Consider the following 23,831-nt stretch of genomic DNA (forward strand, 5'->3'; position numbering starts at 1 on the left):
CCGCCCCCCCTACGCGCCGACCTCCGCCGTGTGCACCGTTTCCACCCTGCTCACCGTGATCGTCTCCCGCTCGCGCCGGGCGGCCTTCGCGCGCAGGCGGAGGATCTGGCTGAGGCCGACCGCCTGGAGGACGAAGACGCTGCACATCGCGACCGCGTAGTCATCCCCCGTGGCGTCGAGCAGTTCGCCGATGGCCAGCAGGGCGATCATCGTCGCGGTGAAGCCGCCCATGTTGACGACGCCGGAGGCGGTGCCGAACCGTTCCGGCGGATTGGCCGGGCGGGCGAAGTCGAACCCGATCATCGAGGCGGGCCCGCACGCCCCCAGCACCGCGCACAGCACCACCAGCAGCCACATCGGCGCGTGCCCCGAGGCGGCGGCGGAGGCGGAGGCCGTCGAATTCGCTCCGGCGTGCGCCCCGGTCGGCCCGCCGTGCCAGGTCAGCACCGCGACCCAGCAGGCCGCCGTGGCCAGCACCGTGCCCAGCGCCAGCGGCATCCGCGCGCCGTGGTGGCGGGCGATGACCTGGCCGAAGACCATGCCGAGCACCATGTTGGAGACCACCACGAGCGTCAGCAGCGATCCGGCGGTGGCGCGGGTCAGGCCCTCGCCCTCGACCAGGAACGGCATCCCCCACAGCAGCAGGAAGACCATCGCGGAGAACTGCGTGGTGAAGTGCACCCACATCCCCAGCCGGGTGCCGGGTTCCCGCCAGGCGTCGGCGAGTTGGCGTCGGACCGCGCCGGGCGCGCGCGGCTGGGCGGGCGGCGGTTCGTGGCCCTCGGGGTGGTCCTTCATGAACAGCAGCACCAGGACGAGGACCGAGGCCCCGCCGACGGCCGTGCCCACGAAGGTCTTCGTCCAACCCTCCGAGTGCAGCATGCGGGCCAGCACGAGGGTGCTGACCAGGTTGCCGGCCATGCCGAACAGCGCGGCGCCCTGGGCTATCAGCGGCCCGCGCCGTGCCGGGAACCAGCGCGAGCCGAGCCGCAGGACGCTGATGAACGTCATGGCGTCGCCGCAGCCGAGCACCGCGCGGGCGGCCAGCGCGGCTCCGTAGGAGTGCGAGAGCGCGAAACCGAGCTGACCGGCGGTCAGCAGGATCACGCCGCAGATCAGGACGCGCTTGGTGCCGAAACGGTCGACCAGCACGCCCACGGGTATCTGCATGCCCGCGTAGACCAGCACCTGGAGGATGGAGAACGTGGACAGCGCGGAGGCGTCGATGTGGAAGCGGTGGGCCGCGTCGATGCCGGCCACGCCCAGGCTGGAGCGGTGCACGACCGCCACCATGTAGACGAAGACGCCGATGCCCCAGACGGCCGCCGCCCGCGCGCCGCCGGGCGGATCCCCCGGCAGCCGCAGCGCCCGCCGGTCGGTCTCGGTCGTGCTCACGCGTCCTCCCCCCTGACGATGGCCTTGACCCGGCCGACGTGCCGGCGCACCGCCGCCGCGGCGCCGTCGGCGTCCCCGGCGCGGATCGCGGCGAGGATCTCGGCGTGCTCGGTGATGTTCCGGGCGATGCGGTCCGGCTCGGCGTGCATCACCTGCACGCCCATGCGCAACTGACGGTCACGCATCTGGTCGTACAGGTGCGCGAGGATGGCGTTGCCCGCGGCCCGCACGATCTCCGCGTGGAAGCAGCGGTCGGTCACCGAGGCGCGGGCGAGGTCGCCGGTCTCGCGGTGCTCCTCGTGCTCGTCCAGCAGTTCCTCGAGGCGGCGCAGCAACTGGTCCCCGGCCGGGATCACCTTGCGCACCGCGTGCTCCTCGATGAGCAGCCGGGTCTCCACCACGTCGGCGATCTCCTGCGCGGAGACCGGCAGCACCAGGGCGCCCTTCTTGGGGTAGAGCTTGATCAGCCCTTCCGCCTCCAGCCGCAGCAGCCCTTCCCGTACGGGCGTGCGCGACACTCCCACGGCGTCCGCGAGATCGCCCTCGGTGAGCAGGGTCCCGCCTTCGTACGACCGGTCGAGGACGGCCTGCTTGACGTGCGCGTAGACCCGCTCGGCGGCGGGGGCGCGCTTGACGGCGTGCGGCCGCGCCTTGCCGACGGGGTCGGGCGCTTCGGCGGTGGTGGTATCGGTAGGCATGATGCGCACATCATAGATACAACACGCATACGGAAGAAGTGCGCGCCCACGATGTGGACCGGACACCGGAGACCCGCCACGTGGACCGCCCGCCCGGCGCCGCGCCTACGGGTGCAGGTGGCCCACCACGCCCGCCGTTGCCGTGATGCCGGACTGGATGGTGGGCGCCAGGCTGGTGCCCGCCAGGGTGAAGCCCAGCAGCACGCACAGCACGGCGTGGGAGAGCTTCAGGCTCCCGGCCCGCAGCAGGATCAGCGCGAAGACCAGGAGGAGCAGGACGACGGAGATGGAGATGACCATGGTCAGTCCTTCGGCGTAACTCCGGCTGCCGGAAGTGGCGAAATCCGATGGATAGGTCTATATCGCCATACTTTCTCTCCGGTGTCCCGTAGGCGCGCGAGGGCGCACGGCACCGGGGCCCGCTCCGCGCACGGCGAAGGCCCGGACGCGGTGGACGCGTCCGAGCCTTCGCCTGCTGGAAACCGACGGCTATGACCAGGTCATGAGCCGCTTCGGGTACTCCAGTACCGCCGCGATGTCGGCGAGGAACTTCGAGCCCAGCTCGCCGTCGACCAGCCGGTGGTCGAAGGAGAGCGCCAGCGTGGTGACCTGGCGGACCTTCACCTTGCCCTTGTGCACCCAGGGCTGGTCCTTGACCGCGCCGAACGCGAGGATCGCGGACTCGCCGGGGTTGAGGATCGGCGTACCGGCGTCGACGCCGAAGACGCCGACGTTGGTGATGGTGATCGTGCCGCCCTGCATGGCCGCCGGAGTCGTCTTGCCCTCGCGGGCGGTGGTGACCAACTCGCCCAGCGCTGCCGCGAGTTCAGGCAGCGTCTTGGCCTGCGCGTCCTTGATGTTGGGGACGATCAGGCCGCGTGGGGTGGCGGCGGCGATGCCCAGGTTCACGTAGCCCTTGTGGACGATCTCCTGGTTGGCCTCGTCCCAGGCGGCGTTGACCTCGGGGTTGCGCTTGATGGCGACCAGCAGCGCCTTGGCCACCAGCAACAGGGGGCTGACCCGCAGTCCGGCGAAGCCCGGATCGGTCTTGAGTTCCTGCACCAGACGCATGGTGCGCGTGATGTCGAACGTCACGAACTCGGTGACGTGCGGCGCGGTGAACGCGCTGGCCACCATCGCCTGCGCGGTCGCCTTGCGAACGCCCTTGACGGGAACGCGCGTTTCACGTGAAACATCCCCGCCGACCGCCGGAGCCACCGCCGGCACCGTGCCGGCCTCCGGGGCGGGCTCGGCGGAACGCAGGGGCTCGGGGGCCGTCGCCGCCGGGGCGGCCGCCGCGTGGACGTCCTCCCGGGTGACGGTGTTGTGCGGGCCGGTCGGGACGACGGTCGCCAGGTCGACGCCGAGGTCCTTGGCCAGCTTGCGCACCGGTGGCTTGGCCAACGGCCGGGCCGGCCCCTCCGCCGGAGCCGCGGGCGCGGACGCGGGGGCCGCGGCGGCAGCCGCGGACGGGGCGGGGGCCGCCTGACCGGCGTGGCCGTTCAGCTCGCCCTGCACGGCCGCGGTGGCCTGCGTCGGCACCCCGGCGCCCTGCTTGCGCGGGCGGCGCTTGGTGGACGACTGGGCGACGCCGTAGCCGACCAGCACCGCCTGGCGCTTGGGCGCCTCGCCCTCGGCCGCCGCGGGCTCCGCCGGGACGGACTCGGGGGAGGTGGGCGCGGACGCCGTGGGCTCGGACGCCACGGCGTCGGTGGCCTCCAGCACCTCGGGGGACGCGGGCCCGGCCGAGGCCGCGCCGGGGGTGGTGTCCACGGTGATGATGGCGGTGCCCACGTCGACGGTCTCCCCCTCGGGGAACCGCACCTCGTGCACCACGCCGTCGAACGGGATCGGCAGCTCGACGGCCGCCTTGGCCGTCTCCACCTCGCAGACCACCTGGCCGTCGGTGACGGTGTCGCCGACGTTGACGAACCACTTGAGGATCTCGGCCTCCGTGAGCCCCTCGCCCACGTCGGGCATCTTGAACTCGCGGTAGCGCTGCCCGGTCTCAGTCACGGTCACTGCTCTCCTCGGCTTTCAGAAGGCCAGTGCGCGGTCGACGGCGTCGAGCACACGGTCAAGGCCGGGCAGGTACTCCTCCTCGACCCGGGCCGGCGGGTACGGCGAGTGGAAACCGCCCACCCGCAGCACCGGGGCCTCCAGGTGGTAGAAGCACCGCTCGGTGATCCGGGACGCGATCTCCGCGCCGGAGCCGAAGAACACCGGCGCCTCGTGGACCACGACCAGCCGCCGGGTCTTCTCCACCGACGCCTGGAGGGTGTCGAAGTCGACCGGGGAGATCGACCTGAGGTCCACCACCTCCAGGCTGCGGCCCTCCTCCTCGGCCGCCGTCGCGGCCTCCAGGCAGACCTTCACCATCGGGCCGTAGGCGGCCAGCGTCAGGTCGGTGCCCTCGCGGGCGACCAGGGCCCGGTGCAGCGGGGCCGGGACGGCGGCCGTGTCGACCTCGCCCTTGTCCCAGTAGCGGCGCTTGGGCTCGAAGAAGATCACCGGGTCGTCGCACTCGATGGCCTGCTGGAGCATCCAGTACGCGTCGGAAGGCGTCGCGGGGGAGATCACCTTCAGACCCGCCACGTGCGCGAACAGCGCCTCGGGGGACTCGCTGTGGTGCTCGACCGCGCCGATGCCGCCGCCGTAGGGGATGCGGATGACGACCGGCACCTTGACCTTGCCGAGCGCCCGGGCGTGCATCTTGGCCAGCTGCGTGACGATCTGGTCGTACGCGGGGAAGACGAAACCGTCGAACTGGATCTCCACCACCGGGCGGTAGCCGCGCAGCGCCAGGCCGATCGCGGTGCCGACGATGCCGGACTCGGCCAGCGGGGTGTCGATGACCCGCTCCTCGCCGAAGTCCTTCTGCAGGCCGTCGGTGACCCGGAAGACGCCGCCGAGCTTGCCGACGTCCTCACCCATCACCAGGACCTTGGGGTCGCTCTCCATCGCGGTGCGCAGGCTGGAGTTGATGGCCTTGGCCAGGGTCATGGCGGTCATCGGACGGCCCCTTCCTGCGTGTCGGCGAAGGACGCCCGGTAGGCGGCGAACTGCGCGCGCTCCTCGTCGACCAGCGCGTGGCCGTCCGCGTAGACGTTGTCGAAGATCGTCATGGGGTCGGGGTCGGGCATCGCGCGGACCCCTTCACGCACCCGCTTGGCCAGCGCGTCGCTCTCCGCCTCGACCTCGGCGTAGAACGCGTCGTCGGCCGCCTTCTCCTTGTCAAGGTAGGCCTTCAGCCGGGCGATCGGGTCCTTGGCCTCCCACTCCTGGCGCTCGGTGTCGAGCCGGTAGCGGCTGGCGTCGTCGGAGGTGGTGTGCGCGCCCATCCGGTAGGTGAACGCCTCGACCAGCATCGGGCCCTCGCCGGAGCGGGCCCGCTCCAGGGCCGCGCGGGTGACGGCGAGCACGGCCAGCACGTCGTTGCCGTCGACGCGGACGCCCGGGAAGCCGAAACCCGCGGCGCGCTGGTAGAGCGGTACGCGGGTCTGCTTCTCGGTGGGCTCGGAGATCGCCCACTGGTTGTTCTGGCAGAAGAAGACGACCGGAGCGTTGTAGACCGCCGAGAAGGTGAACGCCTCCGCGACGTCGCCCTGGCTGGACGCGCCGTCGCCGAAGTAGGCGATGACGGCCGAGTCGGCGCCGTCCTTGGCGACGCCCATGGCGTAGCCGGTGGCGTGCAGCGTCTGCGAGCCGATGACGATCGTGTAGAGCTGGAAGTTGTTGGTGCTCGGGTCCCAGCCGCCGTTGTTCACACCCCGGAACATCCCGAGCAGGTTCAGCGGGTCGACCCCACGGGTCCAGGCCACGCCGTGCTCACGGTAGGTGGGGAACACGTAGTCGTCGGGCCGGGTGGCGCGCCCGGAGCCGATCTGCGCGGCCTCCTGGCCCAGCAGCGAGGCCCACAGCCCCAGCTCGCCCTGGCGCTGGAGGGTGATGGCCTCGGCGTCGAAACGACGGGTCAGCACCATGTCGCGGTACAGACCGCGCAGCTCCTCGGGGGACAGGTCGATGGAGTACTCGCTGTGCTCTACGCGCTCGCCCTCGGGGGTCAGCAACTGCACCAGCTCGGGTACCTGCCCGGCTGCCCCTCGGCGCTTCGCGCCGCCGCGGCTGCTGCGCGCGGCAGTGCTCTTCACGCTCACGTCTTGCTCCTCCGTCTGGCCGGCCCCCGGGGTCCGCCGGCGGCCGTACGGGCTCACCCGACTCGGCTCGGCGCACGGGGTGTGTGCGACAAGGCCGGAGTCCGGGCGTGACAAGTGCCCCGGCTGGCGGCCTGCAAAAGAGACGTTACCCACTACTGCCGCAATAGCGCGAAGGGGCGTCTACCTGCGGTTTTGCTTGGATTTCCTAGTAAGTCACCGTGAAGGCGCCATTCCCGCAGGCCACCGGGACAACGGCACGGTATCCCGCGGATCGCGACTGCGTAAGAGGGAGACGACGCGAATCGGGTGAGCGAGTGGCAACCGTGTGAACACGGGCCAGGTCACGAGCCGGGGGCGCGGAGCACGGAGCCGGGCGCCCCCGCGCGGGCCCGGGCGCCGTCAGCGGCGGAATATGACACAGGCGTGACCACGTACGCACTCTGAGTGATCTACGATGCGCCGGTGCCCTCTCGAAGTCCGGCGACGGCGCCGCCCTCCGACCGCACGATCGGACGCCTGCTCAGCCGCTACCACCACGCCGGGACCCCGTTGTCCTGCCAGCCCGTCGCACGGGGACTGCTCAACCGCGGATACCGCGTCGCCACCACGCGTGGGCGCTTCTTCCTCAAGCAGTACCTCGACGACCCGGACCGCGACACCGCCCGCCCGGAGACCATCGCCCGCCAGCACCACGCGACGCTGCGCCTGGGCGCCCTCGGCCTGCCGGTCGCCGCGCCGCTGCGGGACGCGGACGGCCGCACGGTGGTGGTGATCGGCGGCAGCCCGTACGCGCTCTACCCCTGGGTCGACGGGCGCCACCGGGCCGGTACCGAGCTGAGCTTCGGTGAGTCGCGGCGGCTGGGAGCACTGCTCGGCCGGGTGCACACCTGCCTGGAGCGGGTCCTGCCGCCGCAGCGCGAACCGGCGACGGCGGTGCCGCACCCGAGCGCCTCCCCCGAGGACAGCTACGCGCTCATCGACGAGTTGCTGCGGCTGGCCCGCCGCCACCGCCCGCGCGACGCCTTCGACGCCCTGGCGGAGGACCGGCTGCTGGAGCGGCGGGCCCTGCTGGAGCGGCACGCCCACCGCAGACCGGCCGACGCGACGACCCGCGTCACCGGCTGGGTGCACGGCGACTTCCACCCCTTCAACCTGCTCTACCGGGGCGCCGAACCCGCCGCGATCGTCGACTGGGACCGCCTGGGCGTGCAGCCGCGCGCCGAGGAGGCCGTACGCGCGGCGGCCATCTTCTTCTTACGGGAGGAGGACGGGACGCTGGACCTCGCCCGGGTACGCGGCTACGCCGGGGCCTACCGGCGCACCGCCCGGGTGACCGCGGCCGAGCTGGCCACGGCCGTGCACCGGGTGTGGTGGGAGCGGCTGAACGACCTGTGGATGCTGCGCTGGCGCTACCAGCGGCACGACCGCAGGGCCGACCCGCTCTTCCCGGCGGCGGCCGGGCTGGTGGTGTGGTGGACGCGGGAGTACGAAGAGGTACTGGCCGCCTTCACGGGGTGAAGGCGGCCAGTGGGTGGGATACGGGGTGAGGCGGGGTCAGTCGGAGCCGGGGGAGGGACCGCCGGCGTTGCCCTGGCTCGCGCCGCCGTTGTTGTTGCCCCCCGGAGCGCCCCCCGCGGCCCCCTTGCTGGTACCGCCGTCCTGTCCCGCGGTCGCGCCGCCGTCCTGCCCCGACGTCGTGCCCTCCGTCGTGCCGTCCGTGCTGCCGCCGCCCGACGTGCTGGGCGGCGAGGAGCTGGGCGGGGCGGAACTCGGCGGAGCGGAGCTGGGCGGGTTCGAGTCGTCCGGCTGCGACGGGTACGGGTTGACCGGCTGGGTCGACGGATAGTCGCTGGTCGAGCCGTCGTCGTTCCCCGCACCCGTGCTGGGCGTGTCCGAGTCGCTGGGTGCCTGCGAGGGCTGCGTGCTGTCGCTGGGCTGCGGCGACTGCGACGTGGTGGCGGGCGGACGCTTGGCGTCGTTGGCCTGGCCGAAGTGGACGGCGAAGAAGACGCCCAGGCCTATCGCGACGATCGCGGCGACCACGAGCAGCACGGTGTTGCGGGCCCGGTGGCCGCTGCCGCCGCGCCCGCCGCCGCCCGGCCCGGAGCCGTACCCGTCATAGCCGTCGTACCCGCCCTCGCCCTCCCGCCCGGGCGGGCCCATCAGCAGCGGCGCGCCGAGCGCGGCGGTCTGCCCGGCCTGCGGGTGCGGCATCACGGTGGTGGCCGCGGTCCCGGCGGCCGGGGTGGAGGCCGCGCCGTGGTCCACGTAGCCGGTGTCCCAGGCGCCGGTCCAGCCGCCCTGCTCCTGGAGCATGCGCAGGGAGTACTGGACGAGGCCGTGCATCTCCTCGGCGCTCTGGAAGCGGTCGTCCGGGTTCTTGGCGAGGGCGCGCAGCACCATGCCGTCGAGCTCCGGCGGCACCCGGTCGCTGACCTGCGAGGGGATCTTGGGGTCGTCCTGGACGTGCTGGTAGACCACCGACAGCGGCGTCTCGCCGGTGAACGGCGGCCGCAGCGTGAGGAGTTCGTACAGCAGGCAGCCCGTCGCGTACAGGTCGCTGCGGTGGTCGACGGCCTTGCCGAGGGCCTGCTCGGGGGAGAGGTACTGCGGCGTGCCCATGACCATGCCGGTCTGCGTCATCGTGGTGGACGCGCCGTGCAGGGCGCGGGCGATGCCGAAGTCCATCACCTTGACCGCGCCCTGGTCGGTGATGATGACGTTGGCGGGCTTGATGTCGCGGTGCACGATGCCGTGCTGGTGGCTGTAGGCGAGCGCCTCCAGCACGCCGGAGACGATGATCAGCGCCTGGTCGACCGGCGGCGCCTCCTCCGCGATCAGCAGGTCGCGGATGGTGCGGCCCTCGCACAGCTCCATGACGATGTACGGAACGACGTTGGGACCGATCCGGTCCTCGCCGGAGTCGTAGACGGCGACCACGGCGTGGTGGTTGAGGCCGGCGACCGACTGCGCCTCGCGTGTGAAGCGGGCCTTGGAGACCGGGTCCTCGGCGAGGTCGCTGCGCAGCAGCTTGACGGCCACCGTGCGCCCGAGCCGTACGTCCTCGGCCGCGAAGACCTCGGCCATGCCGCCCCTGCCCAGGCGCCGGGTGAGGCGGTAACGGCCGTCACCGATCAGACCGTTCGCGCCCCACAGCTCCGGTGTGTCGTAGGTCTGGGCCTCGGGGGCCGAGGCCTTCTCGGGTTCACCGGAGGCCTGCGTGTGGTCCATCAGTCCTCGCCGTCGCTCATCGCCTCGTACCGGAGGGGTCCGTACGCGCCTCGTTGCCGTACGTTGTACGTTTCCGGTTACGCTCCGCGGTACGTGCCTCGTACAGGTGCCGTCACAGTGCTACGAGGGTGAACGCTACCGTCTTCGCGGGCCGCGGTGGGAAGCCGAGGACAGGACGAAACCACCCATAGCCGCGTGACCAGCGCATTCCTTTGCCGAGGGTGACCAATACCGGCCTGCTCACAGATCGGAAACGGTTTCCTGGGCATCCGGTGACGGATCGGTCAAGCAACTTGACGCATAACCGCTCTCCGGCAGACTGACCAGGGTCAAGCAAGAGTGGCATCGGTGTCTGGTTGCGCGTGCGGCTTCCCGTGCGCCGAGGGGGAAGCGGTTACATGAGCGGGGACGCAACTGGCGACTTCTCCGGCAACACGGTGGGACACGGCCGCTACCAGTTGCGCAGTCTGCTCGGCGAGGGCGGCATGGCCTCCGTCCACCTCGGATACGACACGGTGCTGGAACGACCGGTCGCGGTCAAGACCCTGCACAGCGAACTCGGCCGAGAAGCGTCGTTCCGCGAGCGCTTCCGCCGTGAGGCGCAGTCGGTCGCCAAGCTGAACCACACCAATATCGTCTCGGTCTTCGACTCCGGCGAGGACGAGATCGACGGCCGCTCGGTGCCGTACATCGTCATGGAACTGGTGGACGGCAAGCCGCTGCGCACCGTGCTCGACGAGGACGTGGCCACGCACGGCGCCATGCCGACCGAGAAGGCCCTGAAGATCACCGGCGACGTCCTGGCGGCGCTCGCGGTCAGCCACGAGATGGGCCTGGTCCACCGCGACATCAAGCCGGGCAACGTCATGCTGACCAAGCGCGGCGTGGTCAAGGTGATGGACTTCGGCATCGCGCGCGCCCTCCAGTCGGGCGTGACCTCGATGACGCAGACCGGCATGGTCGTCGGCACGCCGCAGTACCTCTCCCCCGAACAGGCCCTCGGGCGCGGCGTGGACGCCCGCTCCGACCTGTACTCGGTGGGCTGCATGCTCTTCGAACTCCTCACCGGGCGGCTGTCGTTCGACGGCGACTCGCCGCTGTCGGTGGCGTACCAGCACGTCCAGGAGGAGCCGCCGGTCCCCTCCTCCATCAACCGCTCGCTGCCCCCGGCCGTGGACGCGCTGGTGGCCCGCGCGCTGCGGAAGAACCCCGCCGAGCGCTTTCCCAGCGCCGAGGCGATGCAGGACGAGTGCGAGCGGGTCGCCTCGGCCGCCAAGGGCACCGCGACCCCGCTGGTCATCGGCGAGGGCCCGAAGGTCCACCACGGCGCCGCGGGCACCCCGCACCCGGACTCCTTCGCGATCTTCCCCAACGCGGCCGGCGACCCCCACACCCCGGCGCCGGGCCCGTTCCAGTCGCCCTACCAGCCGCAGCCGACGCCCGCGCCGCAGGCCGGCTACGGTCCGCCGACGCCGCCGCCGAACACCATGCCCCGGCAGTACGCGCCCGGCGGCTACCAGGCGCCCGCGCCCGCCCCGGCGCCCGCTCCCGCGTACAACACCCGCCCGCCCGCGCCCCGCAAGTCCGGGGGCAACTGGAAGCCGCTGCTGATCTTCGGCGGCGTCGCCGTGGTGATCGCGGTCGTACTGCTCGCCATCATCGGCTCGCTGGGCGGCGATAAGAAGACGCCGGACGCCGACCCGAGCACCTCGACGGTGGCCTCGACCGGCGGCACCCCCGACGGCCAGGGCGTCGTCCAGGGCGACCCGAGCCGCACGGTCGACCAGTCGGAGTGCACCAACGCCTCCGACGGCTTCGGCAGTTCCAGTACCCAGGTCGACATGCCGGACCTGACGTTCAAGTACGTCGACTCCGTCAAGTCCTGCCTACAGGCGGCGGGTTGGAAGTACAACGTCAAGTACGAGGACGAGCAGGTCTGGGGCAAGGGCACGGTGATCACCACCAACCCGGCGAAGTACACGCAGTTCAACCCGAAGAAGCAGACCATCACGCTGTGGGTCTCGACGGGCAAGAGCAGCGACTGAGCCCGCAGGTCCGCGCCGCGCCGGAACGCGGGGCGCGCGCCGGAACGCGGGAACGTACCGAGGCCCGCCACGCCTGACGCGTGGCGGGCCCCTTCGTACGCGCGCCCTTCGGGACGGGGACGGCGGGCCTGGCTCACAGGTACGGGCGCCAGGCCGGCTCACAGGGACGGGCGGCAGCCCGGATCAGAGGGACGGGCTGGGGTCCGGATCACAGGTACGGGCCGGAGCGGGTGGCGCCGGGGTGGCCGCCGCCTTCGCCCTCCTCGAAACCGCCCACGCCGGGCGGCAACGCGCGCCGCATCTGCTCCAACTGCGCCCGCGCCGCCATCTGCTGGGCGAACAGCGCCGTCTGGATCCCGTGGAACAGGCCCTCCAGCCAGCCGACCAACTGCGCCTGCGCGATACGCAGTTCGGCCTCGGTCGGCACGCTGTCGTCGGTGAACGGCAACGACAGCCGCTCCAGTTCCTCGACCAGTTCGGGCGCGAGGCCTTCCTCCAACTCCTTCACCGAGCTGTGGTGGATCTCCTTGAGCCGGACCCGGCTGGCCTCGTCCAAAGGTGCCGCCCGCACTTCCTCCAGAAGCTGCTTGATCATGCTGCCGATGCGCATGACCTTCGCGGGCTGCTCGACCATCTCGGTCACCGGCGTCTCCCGGGACTCGCCGTCCTCGCCGTCGCGGTTGCCGCCGCCGAGGGCCATCCCGTCCGGACCGACGACCAGGACGTGCGGGCTTTCCTGCTGCGACCGTTCGTTCATCGGCATATCCATGCCGCCATTCTCTCGCACACATGACTCACCTTGGGTGTGCCCCGGCGCGAACGTGATCCACCCTCGCGACGCGCACGAAGGCACGCGTGAGGACGCGGGACCACGCGTACGCCCGCGAACGCCGTCAGCGCCTCACCGGCGGCGCAACCGCACGGCGATCACGCCAAGACCGAGGCCCAGCAGAGCCAGTCCGGTGCCCAGCGGCAGCACTCTGAGCACCCGTGCGGGCCGCGGGTCGGCGATCTGCCGCCCCTGGGGCGCGGGGGTCGTCGTCGCCGCCGACGGTCCGGGGGCGGGGGTGCGCGGCGGCCGGGCGGGAGTGCCGGCCGGGCGCCGCACGGGGACGGCCGGGGGCGCGGCGGGCGGCTGAATGGCCGCCGGAGGCGCGGCGGGCAGGGCGGTCGGCGGCACGGTCCCGTCCTGCCCGCCCAGCGCCGGCTGTACGGCGTCCGGGTCCGGTCCCAGTTCGGCGGCGTCCCCGTCCCGCCCGGGATGCGGCCTCCCCTGCCCGGCCCGTGTCCCGGCCAGCGCGGCGGGGGTGGCGGTGGCGGCCGCTGGGCGGAGGGGACTCACGGCGGCGGGGTGGAGGCCGGCTGCTGCCACGGGGCGAAGGAGGCCCGCGGCGGCGGGGCGGAGCGCGGCGTGGGCCGACGCGGCGCCGGGTCTGGCGTAGGCGCCCGGCGTGAACAGCAGCACCGCGCCCACCGCACACGCGGCCGACCCACTCGCCAGCCATGCCCTGACCTGCGACGCCACGGCCTCCACCTCCCGCTCTTCCCCCGCCACCCCATCACGCAGTGACACAAGCGTCACACGTAGCGACGGAGGCGGCATCCGGAGGCGGTCGCGTTCAGGTGGTCGTACCGGACGGGAGCGCGGGCGCCGGCCCGGCCTCGCCTCAGGCGGTCAGCTCAGTGGTCAGCTCAGGTGGTCAGCAGAACCTTCCCCACGTGCCCCCCTTCCTCCAGCACCTGGTGGCCCTGGGCCGCGTCCGCCATCGGGAGTACACGGTCGATGACCGGGCGGACCTGGCCGTTCTCCAGCAGGGGCCAGACGTGTTCGCGTACGGCGGCGATGATGGCCGCCTTCTCCCCGAGGGGGCGTCCGCGCAGCGAGGTGGCCGTGACCGCGGCACGCTTGGCCAGCAGCTTGCCCAGGTCGAGTTCGCCCTTGGTGCCGCCCTGGAGACCGATGACGGCGAGGCGGCCGTTGACAGCGAGGGCGTCGACGTTGCGGCCCAGGTACTTCGCGCCCATGTTGTCGAGGATGACGTCGGCCTTGGCGCCGTCCGTCGCCTGCTTCAGCTCGGCCACGAAGTCCTGCTCGCGGTAGTTGATGAGGATGTCCGCGCCCAGTTCGCGGCAGCGCTCCAGCTTCTGCTCGCTGCCCGCGGTCACCGCGACGCGCGCGCCGACCGCCTTGGCGAGCTGGATCGCCATGGTGCCGATACCGCTCGCGCCGCCGTGCACCAGCAGCGTCTCGCCCGGCCGCAGATGGGCCACCATGAACACGTTCGACCAGACCGTCGCGGTGACTTCGGGCAGCGCGGCGGCGTGCACCAGATCGATCCCCTTGGGCACGGGCAGGAGTTGGCCGTACGGGACGGCGACCTTCTGCGCGTACCCGCCGCCCGCCAGCAGCGCGCAGACCTCGTCGCCGACCGTCCAGCCGGTGACGCCCGGGCCGACCTCCGTGATCCGGCCGGAGCACTCCATGCCCGGGTAGACGGAGGCGCCGGGCGGCGGGTCGTAGAAACCCTGACGTTGCAGCAGGTCGGCGCGGTTGATCGCACTGGCCACCACCTCGACGACCACCTCGCCCTCGCCGGGCACGGGGTCGGGGACCTCGGTCCACACCAGGGCTTCGGGGCCGCCGGGTTCCGGAATCGTGATCGCGTACATGCGGCGAGGCTACTCCGCGCCGAGGCCCCGATCCGGGTTGTCCACAGGGGGAAACAGCGGGCCGGGAAGTTGTCCACAGGCCCGGGGAAGGCACTGGCGGAGGGAGCCCAGGACCCTCACACTGGTCCCGTCGGCGGGGAATGTCAGAGGGCTCCCGTCGCGAGCGGCAGGATCTCGACCTGCGTGTGGCGCGTCATCGCCGAGTCCCCCGGCGGTACGACGGCCATGGCGTCCGCGCAGGCGATCCCGCGCAGCATGGCCGGGCCGCCGAACCGCAGCGGCCGCACGAGGGGCATGCCTTGCTCCCCTTCCTCCTCGGAAGAGCCGTGGGCGCCGTGGAGGCCGTGGAGAGAGACCGGGACCAGCCGGGTGTCGGTGGCGTGCGTGCGCACGTCCTCGGCGAGCCTGGCGCGCCGTGGCGCGGGCTGAGGGCGTCCGGCGAGCGTCCTGGCCAGCGGCGCGACGAGGGTCAGCAGTCCGCAGACCGCCGCCAGCGGGTTGCCGGGCAGGCCGACCAGCGGGCGTCCGCCGGGCAGCCGGGCCAGCAGCATGGGGTGGCCCGGCCGCACGGCCACGCCGTCGACCAGCAGTTCGGCGTCGAGGTCGTCCAGCACCGGCCGCACGAAGTCGACCGGCCCCGCCGCCGTCCCACCGGTGGTGACAACGAGGTCGGCCGTGCTGCCGGCCACGGCCCGCCGCAGCGTGTCCGCGTCGTCCTCCAGGCGTCGCACCTCGCCGGGTTCCACGCCCAGCGCGCGCAGCCACGGCGGCAGCAGCGGTCCCAGCGCGTCCCGCACGCGCCCATCACTCGGCGGCCCCGCGTCCAGCAACTCGTCGCCCAGGACGAAAACGTCGGCGTGCGGCGCGGGTACGACGGTCAGGTCGTCGCGCCCCGCGGCGGCGGCCAGTCCGAGGGCGGCGGGGCCCAGCAACGTTCCGCAGGGGAGGAGTTCGTCTTCGGCACGGCACTCCTGCCCACGCGGCCGGATGTCCTGCCCGGGCGCGGGACCGGCCGGGTCCGTGGCGTGCGCGGGCAACGCGTGCAGCCACGCGGTGGGCTGTCCTGCCGGGTGCTCGACGTGGCCGCCTTCCCGCCTGAGCACGGCGGTCGCCCCGGGCGGCAGCGCGGCGCCGGTGGCGATGCGGATGGCCCAGCCCTCGGCCAGCGCTTGCGCCGACCGCTGGCCGGCGAGGAGCTGGCCGGACAGCCGCCAGGGGCCGGGTCCCGACACCGCCCAGCCGTCCATCGCGGAGGTGTCGAAGGGCGGCAGGTCACCGGCGGCGGTGAGCGGCGCGGCGAGCACCTGGCCGAGGGCTGCCCGCAGCGGCAGCGTGACCGGCGTCAGCCGCCGTCCGGCGTCCTGGGCCACGCGCCGGGCGTCCGGCCAGGGCAGGCCGCCGTGCGGGTGGTAGGGCGGTTCTGCGGCGGGTTTGCGCGCGGTGGCCCCGGGGGCGTGGTCGCCGTGCGGGGCGCGCGCGCCGGTTTCGTGCGGGCCGGCCGTCGTGGGGTGGGCGCGGGCGGTCACGGGGCCGGTTCGCCGCCGTCCTTCTCGGGCGGCGCGGCCTCGGCGGCCCACCGCTGGGCCAGCGCGGCGGCCCGGCGCGCCGCGTCGGCGACCGCCTCCGGGCCGCCACCGCGGCCGGCGGCCGCGTAGCCGACCAGGAACGTGGTCAGCGGCGCGGCCGGGCGGGCGACGCCGTGCGCCGCGTCCCGGGCCAGGTCGAGGAGGGCGGCGACGTCCACATCGAGGTCGATGCCGAGTTCGGCCTTGGCTGTGGCGATCCATTCGTCGAGCACGCGTCCATGCTCCCTGATCCGCGACCGGGCCGCTGCCAGGGCCTCCCAGGTGTCGCAGTCGAACGACGCCTCACCGCCGGGGTCGGGCAGCCGGACCAGTGCCAGTTCGCCGGTGAGCAGGCGCAGCGGCAGGCCGCCGAGCCCGCCGTGTTCGGCGGCGAGCAGGGCGGCCTCGCGGCGCAGCGCGTTCGTGCGGTAGGCGGCGACCAGCGGGTTGTCGCGCCCCGAGGGGTCCACGAGGACGGCTCCGTCGGAGTGCTCGCCGCCGTCGCGCACGGCCTCCAGCAGCGCGGTGACGGTCGCCGGGGTCACGAAGGGCAGGTCCGCCGCGAGCAGCAGGACGTACGGCGCGGTGGCGTGCCGCAGACCGGCCGCGAGGGCGGGCACGGGGCCGCCGCCCGGCGGTTCCTCATGGGTCCACACCACCGGGCGGGCGGTCGGGCGGCGCGGGCCCACGACGACCGTGGTGGCCGCCCGGGCGCAGGCGTCCAGCACCCGGTCGAGCAGGGTGGCGCCGCCGACCCGCAAGGCGGGCTTGTCCGCGCCGCCGAGCCGCCGCCCTGCGCCCCCCGCGAGGACGACCGCATCGTGCGGCACGGTGGCGGAGCCGCCGCCCGACCCGGGTCCTCGCACGCCGTCAAGCGTCATGGGCCATCACGCCTCCTGTGGTCGTCCCCATGGCGTGCAGTATCTCCGCAAGGGGGCGATCCATGGCGGGCGAGGCGGTCACACCCCGCGCAGCAGCACCGCCGGATGCTCCACGCAGTCGGCGACGTACCGCAGGAAGCCGCCCGCCGCGCCTCCGTCGCACACCCGGTGGTCGAAGGTGAACGACAGCTGCACGACCTGCCGTACCGCCAACTCCCCTTCGTGCACCCACGGCTTGGGGCATATCCGGCCGACGCCGAGCATCGCCGCCTCGGGGTGGTTGACGATCGGCGTGGAGCCGTCGACGCCGAACACCCCGTAGTTGTTGAGGGTGAAGGTGCCGCCGGTCAGCTCGGCCGGGGCGAGGGTGCCCGCGCGGGCCGCCTCGGTGAGCCGGGTTATCTCCGCGCCCAGCTCCTCGGTGGTGCGGGCGTGCGCGTCGCGGATGACCGGCACCACGAGCCCGCGGTCGGTCTGCGCGGCGAACCCGAGATGCACGGCAGGCAGTCGTACGATCTCGGCGCGCTCGGTGTCCACGGTGGCGTTCAGCTCGGGGAAGCGGGCGAGCGCGGCCACCGCGATGCGGGCCAGCAGCGCCAGCAGCGGCACCTTGGGGCCACCGGCGGCGTTCATCGCGGTGCGGGCGGCTAGCAGTTCGGTGGCGTCGGCGTCGACCCAGGTCGTCGCGTCGGGGATCTCCCTGCGGCTGCGCGACAGCTTCTCGGCGACCACACCGCGCAGGCCGCGCAGCGGGATCCGGGTCTCCTCCAGGGTGGTCGCGGCGGCCTGGCGCGAACCGGCGTGCGCGGCAGGCGTGTTGGCCTGCGCCACGGCGGCCGGGGCGGGGGCGGACTCGGCTATCGCCCGTTCCACGTCGGCCCGCAGGATCAGGCCGTCCTTGCCGCTGCCGCGCAACGTGCGCAGGTCCAGGCCGTGTTCCCGGGCCAGCCGCCGCACCAGCGGCGAGACGACCGCGACCGGACCGGCGGGCGCAGGGGCGGCCGGAGCAGGCGCCGCGGGGGCGGGCTTGCGCGGTGTCGTGCCGGACCGCTCGCCGCCCGAACCGTTGGCCAGCGGCGTCGTCGGCCGCACCCTGCGGCGGCGCGGCGCGCTGCCTGAAGTGCCGTACCCCACCAGCACGTTGCCGGAACCGGAGTCGGCGGCGCCCGGGTCGCCGGACGCGGCGGGCTCCGGGTCCGCGGCGGCGTCGTGCCCTCCCACCGCGACGGTCACCAGCGGACGGCCGACCGGGACCTCGTCACCCGGCTCACCGAAGCGCGCGGTGACCACACCGCCGTACGGGCACGGCACCTCGACCATCGCCTTGGCGGTCTCGACCTCGACCACCGGCTGGTCGACGGCGACCACGTCGCCGACCTCGACCAGCCACCGCACGATCTCCGCCTCGGTCAGACCCTCACCGAGGTCGGGAAGCGTGAACTCCTTGACCGCGGCCATCAGTTCCCCTCCCACTGCAACCGGGCGACCGCGTCCAGCACCCGGTCGACACCGGGCAGGTGGTGGCGCTCCAGCATCGGCGGCGGGTACGGGATGTCGAACCCGGCCACGCGCAGCACCGGAGCCTCCAGGTGGTGGAAGCAGCGTTCGCTGACCCGGGCCGCGATCTCCGCGCCGGTGCCGCAGAAGCCCGCCGACTCGTGCACGACGACCGCACGGCCGGTCCTGCGCACCGAGGCACACACCGTCTCGTCGTCGAACGGCATCAGGCTGCGCAGGTCCACCACTTCGAGGTCCCAGCCCTCCTGGCGCGCCGCTTCGGCGGCCTCCAGGCAGACCGGCACCGAGGGGCCGTAGGTGATGAGGGTCGCCGAGGTGCCGGCCCGGCGCACCACCGCACGGCCCAGCGGCGGCACGGTCTCCGGCGCGTCCGCCGACCAGTCGGCCTTGCCCCAGTACAGCCGCTTGGGTTCGAGGAAGACCACGGGGTCGTCGGAGGCGATGGCGGCGCGCAGCAGCCCGTAGGCGTCGGCGACCGTCGCGGGGGTGACGACGTGCAGACCGGGGGTGTGCAGGTAGTACGCCTCGGAGGAGTCGCTGTGGTGCTCCACGCCGCCGATGCCGCCGCCGTAGGGCACGCGGATGGTGATCGGCATCGGCAGGGTGCCCCGGGTGCGGTTGCGCATCCGGGAGACGTGGCTGATCAGCTGCTCCATCGCGGGGTAGGCGAAGGCGTCGAACTGCATCTCCACGACCGGCCGCAGCCCGTACATCGCCATGCCGACCGCCGTGCCGAGGATGCCGGCCTCGGCGAGCGGGGTGTCCGTGACGCGCTCGGGACCGAACTCGGCGGCCAGCCCGTCGGTGACGCGGAAGACGCCGCCGAGGGTGCCGACGTCCTCCCCCATCACGTGGACGTCCCGGTCCTCCGCGAGCGCGTCGCGCATCGCCTGGCGCAGCGCCTGGGCCATGGTGGCCGGCTTGCGCGTGGCGGGCGCGGGCGCGGGGGCGGTGGCGGTGCCCATCACTCCTCCTCGGCGTCGAGTTCGGCCCGCAGCTGCGCGGCCTGTTCGCGCAGTTGTGAGGTCTTCTCGGCGTAGACGTGGTCGAACAGCTCCATCGGGTCGAGCACCGGCTCGGCGTTCATCTCCTCGCGCAGCCGGGCCGCCATCTCCTCGGCGGCGGCCTCGACGGCGCGTATGCCTGCGTCGTCGATCAGGCCGCGCTCGCGCAGTTCGCGTTCCAGCAGCGCGACCGGGTCGTGCGCCCGCCACGGCTCGATCTGGGCGTCGTCCCGGTAGCGGGTGGCATCGTCGGCGTTGGTGTGCGCGTCGATGCGGTAGGTGAGGGCTTCCACGAGCGTCGGTCCGCCGCCGGCCCTGGCGTGCTCCACCGCCTCGCACAGCACCTGGTGCACGGCGGGCGCGTCGTTGCCGTCGACCAGGCGGCCGGGCATGCCGTAGCCGACCGCCTTGTGGGCGAGCGACGGCGCCGCGGTCTGCTTGTCCAGCGGTACGGAGATGGCGAACCCGTTGTTCTGCACGAGGAAGACCACCGGCGCCTTCCACACGGCCGCGAAGTTGAGCGCCTCGTGGAAGTCGCCCTCGCTGGTGCCGCCGTCGCCCACCAGGGCGAGCGCGACGGTGTCGTCACCGCGCAACCGGGCCGCGTGTGCCAGGCCCACGGCGTGCGGCAGCTGGGTGGCCAGCGGGGTGGACAGCGGCGCCACCTTCGTCGCGCGCGGGTCGTAGCCGCTGTGCCAGTCGCCGCGCAGCAGGGTGAGCGCCTCGGCCGGGTCGACGCCGCGGGCGACGACCGCGAGGGTGTCGCGGTAGCTGGGGAAGAGCCAGTCCTGCGGGCGCAGCGCCAGCGCGGCGGCGACCTCGCAGGCCTCCTGACCGGTGGTGGACGGGTAGACCGCGAGCCTGCCCTGCTGGGTGAGGGCGGTGGCCTGGCGGTTGTAGCGGCGACCGCGCACCAGCTGCCCGTACAGCTCGCGCAGCAGCTGCGGGTCCAGGTCGGCGACGGCGGGCGTGCCCAGCACGCGGTACGGCTCGCGGTCGGGGAGCAGCGGTCCGGGATCGGTGCGGGGCCGCCAGTCGGGGGGCGGCGTGTGGCCCGGGCGGGTGCCGTCCGGCCGCGCGGCGGCGGGACGGCCCTGGCCGGACGACGGGCGCTCGGCGGAACGGGCGCGTTTCCCCGTGCCGGAGGCCAGGGAGGATCGGGCCATTGCGCACCTCCTCGTAGGCGGTGTCCGCGCACCCGCTCGTGGCGGGTGCCTGCTGGTGAGCGGGGGCTCCCGCTTCACCTACCGATTGTTCGGTCGTCGGCGGCATTTTGGCCACAGTCGCGATCCGCCTGTGGACAAACGGTTCTCCACAGCCTGAGATGGAGGCAGTACGTCCATGGTAGGGAGGCCCGGGGGGATGGCGAATGAACAGATGGCCGAGCCGGGCCGCCCTGACCGCCCGCTCGACTCGACGGATCGCGCCATCCTGCGGCTGCTCCAGGAGGACGGCAGGGCGTCGATACGGTCGGTCGCGGACCGCGTGCACGTCTCGCGGGCCAACGCGTACGCCCGGATCAACCGGCTGATCGACGACGGGATCATCCGCGGCTTCACCGCCCGGGTCGACCACGAGCGGGCGGGCCAGGGCGCGTCCGCGTACATCACGCTCAAGATCGTGCAGAACTCCTGGCGGACGGTGCGCGAGCAGTTGCTGACGCTGCCGGGCGTCGCCCACATCGCGCTGGTCAGCGGTGACTTCGACGTGCTGCTGCTGGTCCACACGCCGGACAACCGCAGCCTGCGGGAGCTGGTCCTCACCCGTATCCAGGCGGTCCCCGAGGTGCTGAGCAGCCGCACGCTGCTGGTCTTCGAGGAGACGGACCTGGTGGTGGGCGAATAGCGCCCTGGCGGGGGCGCCTCCAGTGCGCAAGTGGTCGGCGAATAGCTCCCGGCGAGGGACGCCTCCGGTGCGCAAGGCGCCGGCACGAAGGGCTGCGGCACGCACGGCTCGGGGCGGACACGGGTCCCCGGCATACACGGCTACGGCACTCGCCCGCCCCCGGCGGCGCCCAGTCCCGCCGGGCCCAGTCCGGCCCCGGGACGCGGAAAGCCGCAGGACGCGGAAAGCCGCGGGCTGCTCGCTCCGGGCCCGCGGCTTCCTCACGCGTTCACCGTCACGCGGTCACCGTCACGCGTTCGCGGGGCCTGTCGGCACGTCCCAACGCGCGGCGCGGCCCCACGTGCGCAGGCCGCGGTCCTACTTGCGCAGGCCCTCGAAGGCCATGCGCACGACCGTGTCGGCCACCCGTTCGTCGGTGGCGCCGGTGCCGCCGGCCGGGGGCCGGTACCACTCCACGATGGAGTTGATCATGCCGAACAGCAGCCGGGTGGCCAGACGGACGTCCACGTCCGCGCGCAGGTCGCCCTCCGCGACGGCCGCCCGCAGCAACTCGGCCACCCGCTGGTCGAACTCCCTGCGGCGCTCCATGGCCCAGCGTTCGGTGCGCGTGTTGCCGCGCACCCGCAGCAGCAGGGTGACGTACGGCAGTTCCGCCATCAGGACGTCCGTGGTGCGGTGGACGACGTGCTCCAGCCGCTCGACGGCGCGGCCCCGCGACGCGGCGGGCTCGTCCAGGATGCCGAACAGGCCGTCCAGCGCCCGGCCGACCGCGCGCTCCAGCAGTTCCTCCTTGCCCCGCACGTGGTGGTAGATCGAGGACTTCGAGATCCCCGCCGCACGCGACAGGTGCTCCATGGACGTGCCGTCGTAACCGCGCTCGATGAACACCTCCACGGCGACCGCAAGCAGCGATTCAGGCGTGTAGGTATCCCTCTTCCGGGTGATTTCGGAGGTGCTGTCGTGCTCGGCCATGGTCATGATGAGAGCACACCTTCCGGCGACGCGTACCAGCGGCGGAGTCCGACCGAGGGCGCGTAACGGCCGGTCGGGTGGTGGGCGTGCAGCGCGCGCAGGACGCCGCGCACCCAGCCGGGGGTCAGCCGGGCGCCCCATTCGACCGGCCCGAGCGGGTAGTTGACGCCGAGCCGCATGGCGGTGTCCACGTCCTCCGGGGTCGCCACGCCCTTGGCCACCGCGTCCGCGGCGAAGTCGACCAGCATCGCGACGGTACGCGCGACGATCAGCCCGGGGCTGTCGCGCACCACGCTGACCTGCTTGCCCAGCGCCTGGAACAGCCCGATCGCCTCGTCCACCGCCCCCGCGCGGGCACCGGGCGCGTGGGCGATCGCGACACGGGTGGCGGCCGCGTAGTCCAGCGCCAGGTCGTACTGCACGGTGTCGCCGCCGCTGTCGGCAGCGTACGTGCCGTCCGCGAGGGTGAGGCGGGCGCCGCCGGGAAGGGTGACCACGCCGTACCCGGCGGCCTCGTCGCGGTCCACGCCGATGCCCGCCTTCTCGATGACCGCGACCAGTTCGCGCACCGGCGGCGGGCCGTCCGTGAAGCCGACGCGGGCCGGGGGCGTGGCGGGTGGTGCCGTGTGCGGGGCGGGCCGCCCGGCACCGCCGCCACTCCCCTTGCCGGTGCCTCCGCCCCCTTCGGGGTCGTCGTAACGGAACCAGCCCGCGCCCGACTTGCGACCGTGCCGCCCGGACTCCACGAGCCTGCGCTGCGCGAGCGAGGGGGTGAACTTCGGGTGCTGGAAGAACGCCTCCCACACCGACCGCGTGACGGCCTCGTTGACGTCCTGGCCGATCAGGTCGGTCAGCTCGAACGGGCCCATCCGGAAGCCGCCGCTCTCGCGCAGCACCGCGTCGATGGTGGCCGGGTCCGCCACCCGGTCCTCCAGCGCGGCGAACGCCTCCGCGTAGAACGGGCGCGCCACCCGGTTGACGACGAAACCGGGCGTGTCGGTGCAGCGCACCGGCGTCTTGCCCCAGCCGAGCGCGGTCGCGTACCCGAAGTCGGCGACCGCCGGGGCGGTGGCGTGACCGGAGACCACCTCGACCAGCGGCAGCAGGGGCGCCGGGTTGAAGAAGTGCAGGCCGAGGAATCGTTCCGGCCGCCGCAGAGCGCCCGCGATCGCGGTGACCGACAGGGAGGAGGTGTTGGTGGCCAGTACGCAGTCGTCGCCGACGACCTCCTCCAGGTCGGCGAAGAGGCGCTGCTTGACCTCGAGCCGCTCGGCGACCGCCTCGATCACGAGCCCCGCGGGTGCCAGCCGCTCCAGGCCCGTCACCGGCGTGGCCGCGGCGCGGGCGGCGTCCCGTTGCTCCGCGGTCATCCGGCCCTTCTCCACCAGCCGGTCCAGGCGTGCGCCGATCGCCTCGGCGGCCCGTGCGGCGAAGCCCTCGGCCACGTCGTACAGCAGCACGGGATGGCCCGCGGCCAGGGCGACCTGCGCGATCCCCTGGCCCATCGTGCCGGTGCCGACGACGGCGACCGTGACGCGGTCACCCGCCGCACCGGACCCCGTCGCACCGGAGGCCGTGGCACCGGAGGCCGTGGCGCCGGAGGCGGAGTGGCCGGCCTCGCCGGAACGCCCGGAGTCATCGGAATGCCCGTAGTGAGAAGAGTTCATCGCGTCCGTTCCCCAAAGTTGTCCACAGGCCACACTTGTCCACAGGCCGCGCGGCGCGCGTCGTCCGGCGGTCCGCGTTGTCCACAGGCCGGATCGCCCCCTTGCCCCGACCGACCATTCGGTCAAGACTATGAGCGCGAAGGCGTCGGCGGAACCTCCTGACCGGTTCCGCGTCGCTCTCGT

The 23,831-nt window shown here is 73.4% G+C and carries 20 protein-coding genes; 3 read left to right on the top strand and 17 right to left on the bottom strand.

Going from position 1 to position 23,831, the window contains the following annotated elements; translation table 11 throughout:
- Nucleotides 1-9: 9 nt before the first annotated feature.
- The 6 genes from CK485_RS27960 to pdhA (CK485_RS27985) all read right to left on the bottom strand — a co-directional run bounded on the left by CK485_RS27960 (nt 10) and on the right by pdhA (CK485_RS27985) (nt 6,250).
- Entirely contained in the window at nt 10-1,395 is a 1,386-nt protein-coding gene (locus CK485_RS27960; protein WP_109454699.1) for an MFS transporter, read from the bottom strand.
- A complete protein-coding gene (locus CK485_RS27965) occupies nt 1,392-2,093 on the bottom strand; it encodes a GntR family transcriptional regulator (protein WP_109454700.1) in 702 nt (233 codons plus the stop codon). The genes CK485_RS27960 and CK485_RS27965 overlap by 4 nt, the downstream gene beginning before the upstream one ends.
- A gap of 105 nt (nt 2,094-2,198) precedes the next feature.
- Nucleotides 2,199-2,393 carry a hypothetical protein gene (locus CK485_RS27970; protein WP_109454701.1) on the bottom strand — a complete coding sequence of 65 codons (195 nt, stop codon included), beginning with the start codon at nt 2,391-2,393 and terminating at the stop codon, nt 2,199-2,201.
- Nucleotides 2,394-2,582: 189 nt separating this feature from the next.
- Nucleotides 2,583-4,073, bottom strand: coding sequence for a dihydrolipoamide acetyltransferase family protein (locus CK485_RS30120; protein ID WP_109454807.1), 1,491 nt, complete (start codon nt 4,071-4,073; stop codon nt 2,583-2,585).
- A 57-nt stretch (nt 4,074-4,130) separates the two neighbouring features.
- A complete protein-coding gene (locus CK485_RS27980) occupies nt 4,131-5,105 on the bottom strand; it encodes an alpha-ketoacid dehydrogenase subunit beta (protein WP_109454702.1) in 975 nt (324 codons plus the stop codon).
- Nucleotides 5,102-6,250, bottom strand: coding sequence for a pyruvate dehydrogenase (acetyl-transferring) E1 component subunit alpha (pdhA, locus tag CK485_RS27985; protein ID WP_109454703.1), 1,149 nt, complete (start codon nt 6,248-6,250; stop codon nt 5,102-5,104). The genes CK485_RS27980 and pdhA (CK485_RS27985) overlap by 4 nt, the downstream gene beginning before the upstream one ends.
- A 462-nt stretch (nt 6,251-6,712) precedes the next feature.
- Here pdhA (CK485_RS27985) and CK485_RS27990 point away from each other — a divergent pair, with 462 nt between their 5' ends.
- Nucleotides 6,713-7,768, top strand: coding sequence for a phosphotransferase (locus tag CK485_RS27990; protein ID WP_109454808.1), 1,056 nt, complete (start codon nt 6,713-6,715; stop codon nt 7,766-7,768).
- Nucleotides 7,769-7,804: 36 nt separating this feature from the next.
- Here CK485_RS27990 and CK485_RS27995 read toward each other — a convergent pair whose 3' ends face one another.
- Complete coding sequence (locus tag CK485_RS27995) at nt 7,805-9,481, bottom strand: protein kinase (RefSeq protein WP_109454704.1); 1,677 nt, start codon at nt 9,479-9,481, stop codon at nt 7,805-7,807.
- Nucleotides 9,482-9,879: 398 nt separating this feature from the next.
- Between CK485_RS27995 and CK485_RS28000 the strand changes: the two genes are divergently transcribed.
- Complete coding sequence (locus CK485_RS28000; RefSeq protein ID WP_109454705.1) at nt 9,880-11,526, top strand: protein kinase; 1,647 nt, start codon at nt 9,880-9,882, stop codon at nt 11,524-11,526.
- A gap of 208 nt (nt 11,527-11,734) precedes the next feature.
- Here the strand turns inward: CK485_RS28000 and CK485_RS28005 are convergent, their stop codons facing one another.
- The 8 genes from CK485_RS28005 to pdhA (CK485_RS28040) form a co-directional block, all read right to left on the bottom strand.
- Nucleotides 11,735-12,295, bottom strand: coding sequence for a bacterial proteasome activator family protein (locus CK485_RS28005; RefSeq protein WP_109454706.1), 561 nt, complete (start codon nt 12,293-12,295; stop codon nt 11,735-11,737).
- Between the two features lie 132 nt (nt 12,296-12,427).
- Nucleotides 12,428-12,868, bottom strand: coding sequence for a hypothetical protein (locus tag CK485_RS28010; protein ID WP_146214595.1), 441 nt, complete (start codon nt 12,866-12,868; stop codon nt 12,428-12,430).
- 350 nt (nt 12,869-13,218) lie between these two features.
- Nucleotides 13,219-14,196, bottom strand: coding sequence for an NAD(P)H-quinone oxidoreductase (locus CK485_RS28015; protein ID WP_109454708.1), 978 nt, complete (start codon nt 14,194-14,196; stop codon nt 13,219-13,221).
- A gap of 143 nt (nt 14,197-14,339) precedes the next feature.
- Nucleotides 14,340-15,773, bottom strand: coding sequence for a molybdopterin molybdotransferase MoeA (locus CK485_RS28020; RefSeq protein WP_109454709.1), 1,434 nt, complete (start codon nt 15,771-15,773; stop codon nt 14,340-14,342).
- Nucleotides 15,719-16,642, bottom strand: coding sequence for an NTP transferase domain-containing protein (locus CK485_RS29955; protein WP_109454710.1), 924 nt, complete (start codon nt 16,640-16,642; stop codon nt 15,719-15,721). The genes CK485_RS28020 and CK485_RS29955 overlap by 55 nt, the downstream gene beginning before the upstream one ends.
- A gap of 78 nt (nt 16,643-16,720) precedes the next feature.
- Nucleotides 16,721-18,100, bottom strand: a complete 1,380-nt coding sequence (locus CK485_RS28030) for a dihydrolipoamide acetyltransferase family protein (RefSeq protein ID WP_109454711.1) — start codon at nt 18,098-18,100, stop codon at nt 16,721-16,723.
- Nucleotides 18,100-19,125: an alpha-ketoacid dehydrogenase subunit beta gene (locus tag CK485_RS28035; RefSeq protein ID WP_109454712.1), complete on the bottom strand. Its 1,026-nt coding sequence runs from the start codon at nt 19,123-19,125 to the stop codon at nt 18,100-18,102. Before CK485_RS28035 ends, CK485_RS28030 begins: the two co-directional genes overlap by 1 nt.
- Nucleotides 19,125-20,330, bottom strand: coding sequence for a pyruvate dehydrogenase (acetyl-transferring) E1 component subunit alpha (pdhA, locus tag CK485_RS28040; protein ID WP_109454713.1), 1,206 nt, complete (start codon nt 20,328-20,330; stop codon nt 19,125-19,127). The genes CK485_RS28035 and pdhA (CK485_RS28040) overlap by 1 nt, the downstream gene beginning before the upstream one ends.
- Before the next feature lie 196 nt (nt 20,331-20,526).
- Here pdhA (CK485_RS28040) and CK485_RS28045 point away from each other — a divergent pair, with 196 nt between their 5' ends.
- Entirely contained in the window at nt 20,527-21,009 is a 483-nt protein-coding gene (locus CK485_RS28045; RefSeq protein WP_109454714.1) for an Lrp/AsnC family transcriptional regulator, read from the top strand.
- Between the two features lie 357 nt (nt 21,010-21,366).
- On the opposite strand, the gene CK485_RS28050 is transcribed toward CK485_RS28045, so the two are convergent.
- Together CK485_RS28050 and CK485_RS28055 are read right to left on the bottom strand one after the other, a co-directional pair.
- On the bottom strand, nt 21,367-21,987 hold the full coding sequence (locus CK485_RS28050) for a TetR/AcrR family transcriptional regulator (protein WP_199239552.1): 621 nt from the start codon (nt 21,985-21,987) through the stop codon (nt 21,367-21,369).
- Nucleotides 21,984-23,648, bottom strand: coding sequence for a 3-hydroxyacyl-CoA dehydrogenase (locus CK485_RS28055; RefSeq protein WP_109454715.1), 1,665 nt, complete (start codon nt 23,646-23,648; stop codon nt 21,984-21,986). Before CK485_RS28055 ends, CK485_RS28050 begins: the two co-directional genes overlap by 4 nt.
- Nucleotides 23,649-23,831 lie beyond the last annotated feature (183 nt).

This window comes from Streptomyces sp. ICBB 8177 (assembly GCF_003144095.1).
Taxonomy (GTDB): domain Bacteria; phylum Actinomycetota; class Actinomycetes; order Streptomycetales; family Streptomycetaceae; genus Streptantibioticus_D.

What these genes read in the sequence shown, in the direction of transcription:
- CK485_RS29955 (WP_109454710.1), bottom strand. Translation starts at nt 16,642, where the DNA reads ATGACGCTTGACGGCGTGCGAGGACCCGGGTCGGGCGGCGGCTCCGCC.
- CK485_RS27965 (WP_109454700.1), bottom strand. Translation starts at nt 2,093, where the DNA reads ATGCCTACCGATACCACCACCGCCGAAGCGCCCGACCCCGTCGGCAAG.
- CK485_RS28050 (WP_199239552.1), bottom strand. Translation starts at nt 21,987, where the DNA reads ATGACCATGGCCGAGCACGACAGCACCTCCGAAATCACCCGGAAGAGG.
- pdhA (WP_109454713.1), bottom strand. Translation starts at nt 20,330, where the DNA reads ATGGCCCGATCCTCCCTGGCCTCCGGCACGGGGAAACGCGCCCGTTCC.
- CK485_RS28000 (WP_109454705.1), top strand. Translation starts at nt 9,880, where the DNA reads ATGAGCGGGGACGCAACTGGCGACTTCTCCGGCAACACGGTGGGACAC.
- CK485_RS28035 (WP_109454712.1), bottom strand. Translation starts at nt 19,125, where the DNA reads ATGGGCACCGCCACCGCCCCCGCGCCCGCGCCCGCCACGCGCAAGCCG.
- CK485_RS28015 (WP_109454708.1), bottom strand. Translation starts at nt 14,196, where the DNA reads ATGTACGCGATCACGATTCCGGAACCCGGCGGCCCCGAAGCCCTGGTG.
- CK485_RS27995 (WP_109454704.1), bottom strand. Translation starts at nt 9,481, where the DNA reads ATGGACCACACGCAGGCCTCCGGTGAACCCGAGAAGGCCTCGGCCCCC.
- CK485_RS28045 (WP_109454714.1), top strand. Translation starts at nt 20,527, where the DNA reads ATGGCGAATGAACAGATGGCCGAGCCGGGCCGCCCTGACCGCCCGCTC.
- CK485_RS30120 (WP_109454807.1), bottom strand. Translation starts at nt 4,073, where the DNA reads ATGCCCGACGTGGGCGAGGGGCTCACGGAGGCCGAGATCCTCAAGTGG.
- CK485_RS27980 (WP_109454702.1), bottom strand. Translation starts at nt 5,105, where the DNA reads ATGACCGCCATGACCCTGGCCAAGGCCATCAACTCCAGCCTGCGCACC.
- CK485_RS28030 (WP_109454711.1), bottom strand. Translation starts at nt 18,100, where the DNA reads ATGGCCGCGGTCAAGGAGTTCACGCTTCCCGACCTCGGTGAGGGTCTG.
- CK485_RS28005 (WP_109454706.1), bottom strand. Translation starts at nt 12,295, where the DNA reads ATGGATATGCCGATGAACGAACGGTCGCAGCAGGAAAGCCCGCACGTC.
- CK485_RS28055 (WP_109454715.1), bottom strand. Translation starts at nt 23,648, where the DNA reads ATGAACTCTTCTCACTACGGGCATTCCGATGACTCCGGGCGTTCCGGC.
- CK485_RS27970 (WP_109454701.1), bottom strand. Translation starts at nt 2,393, where the DNA reads ATGGTCATCTCCATCTCCGTCGTCCTGCTCCTCCTGGTCTTCGCGCTG.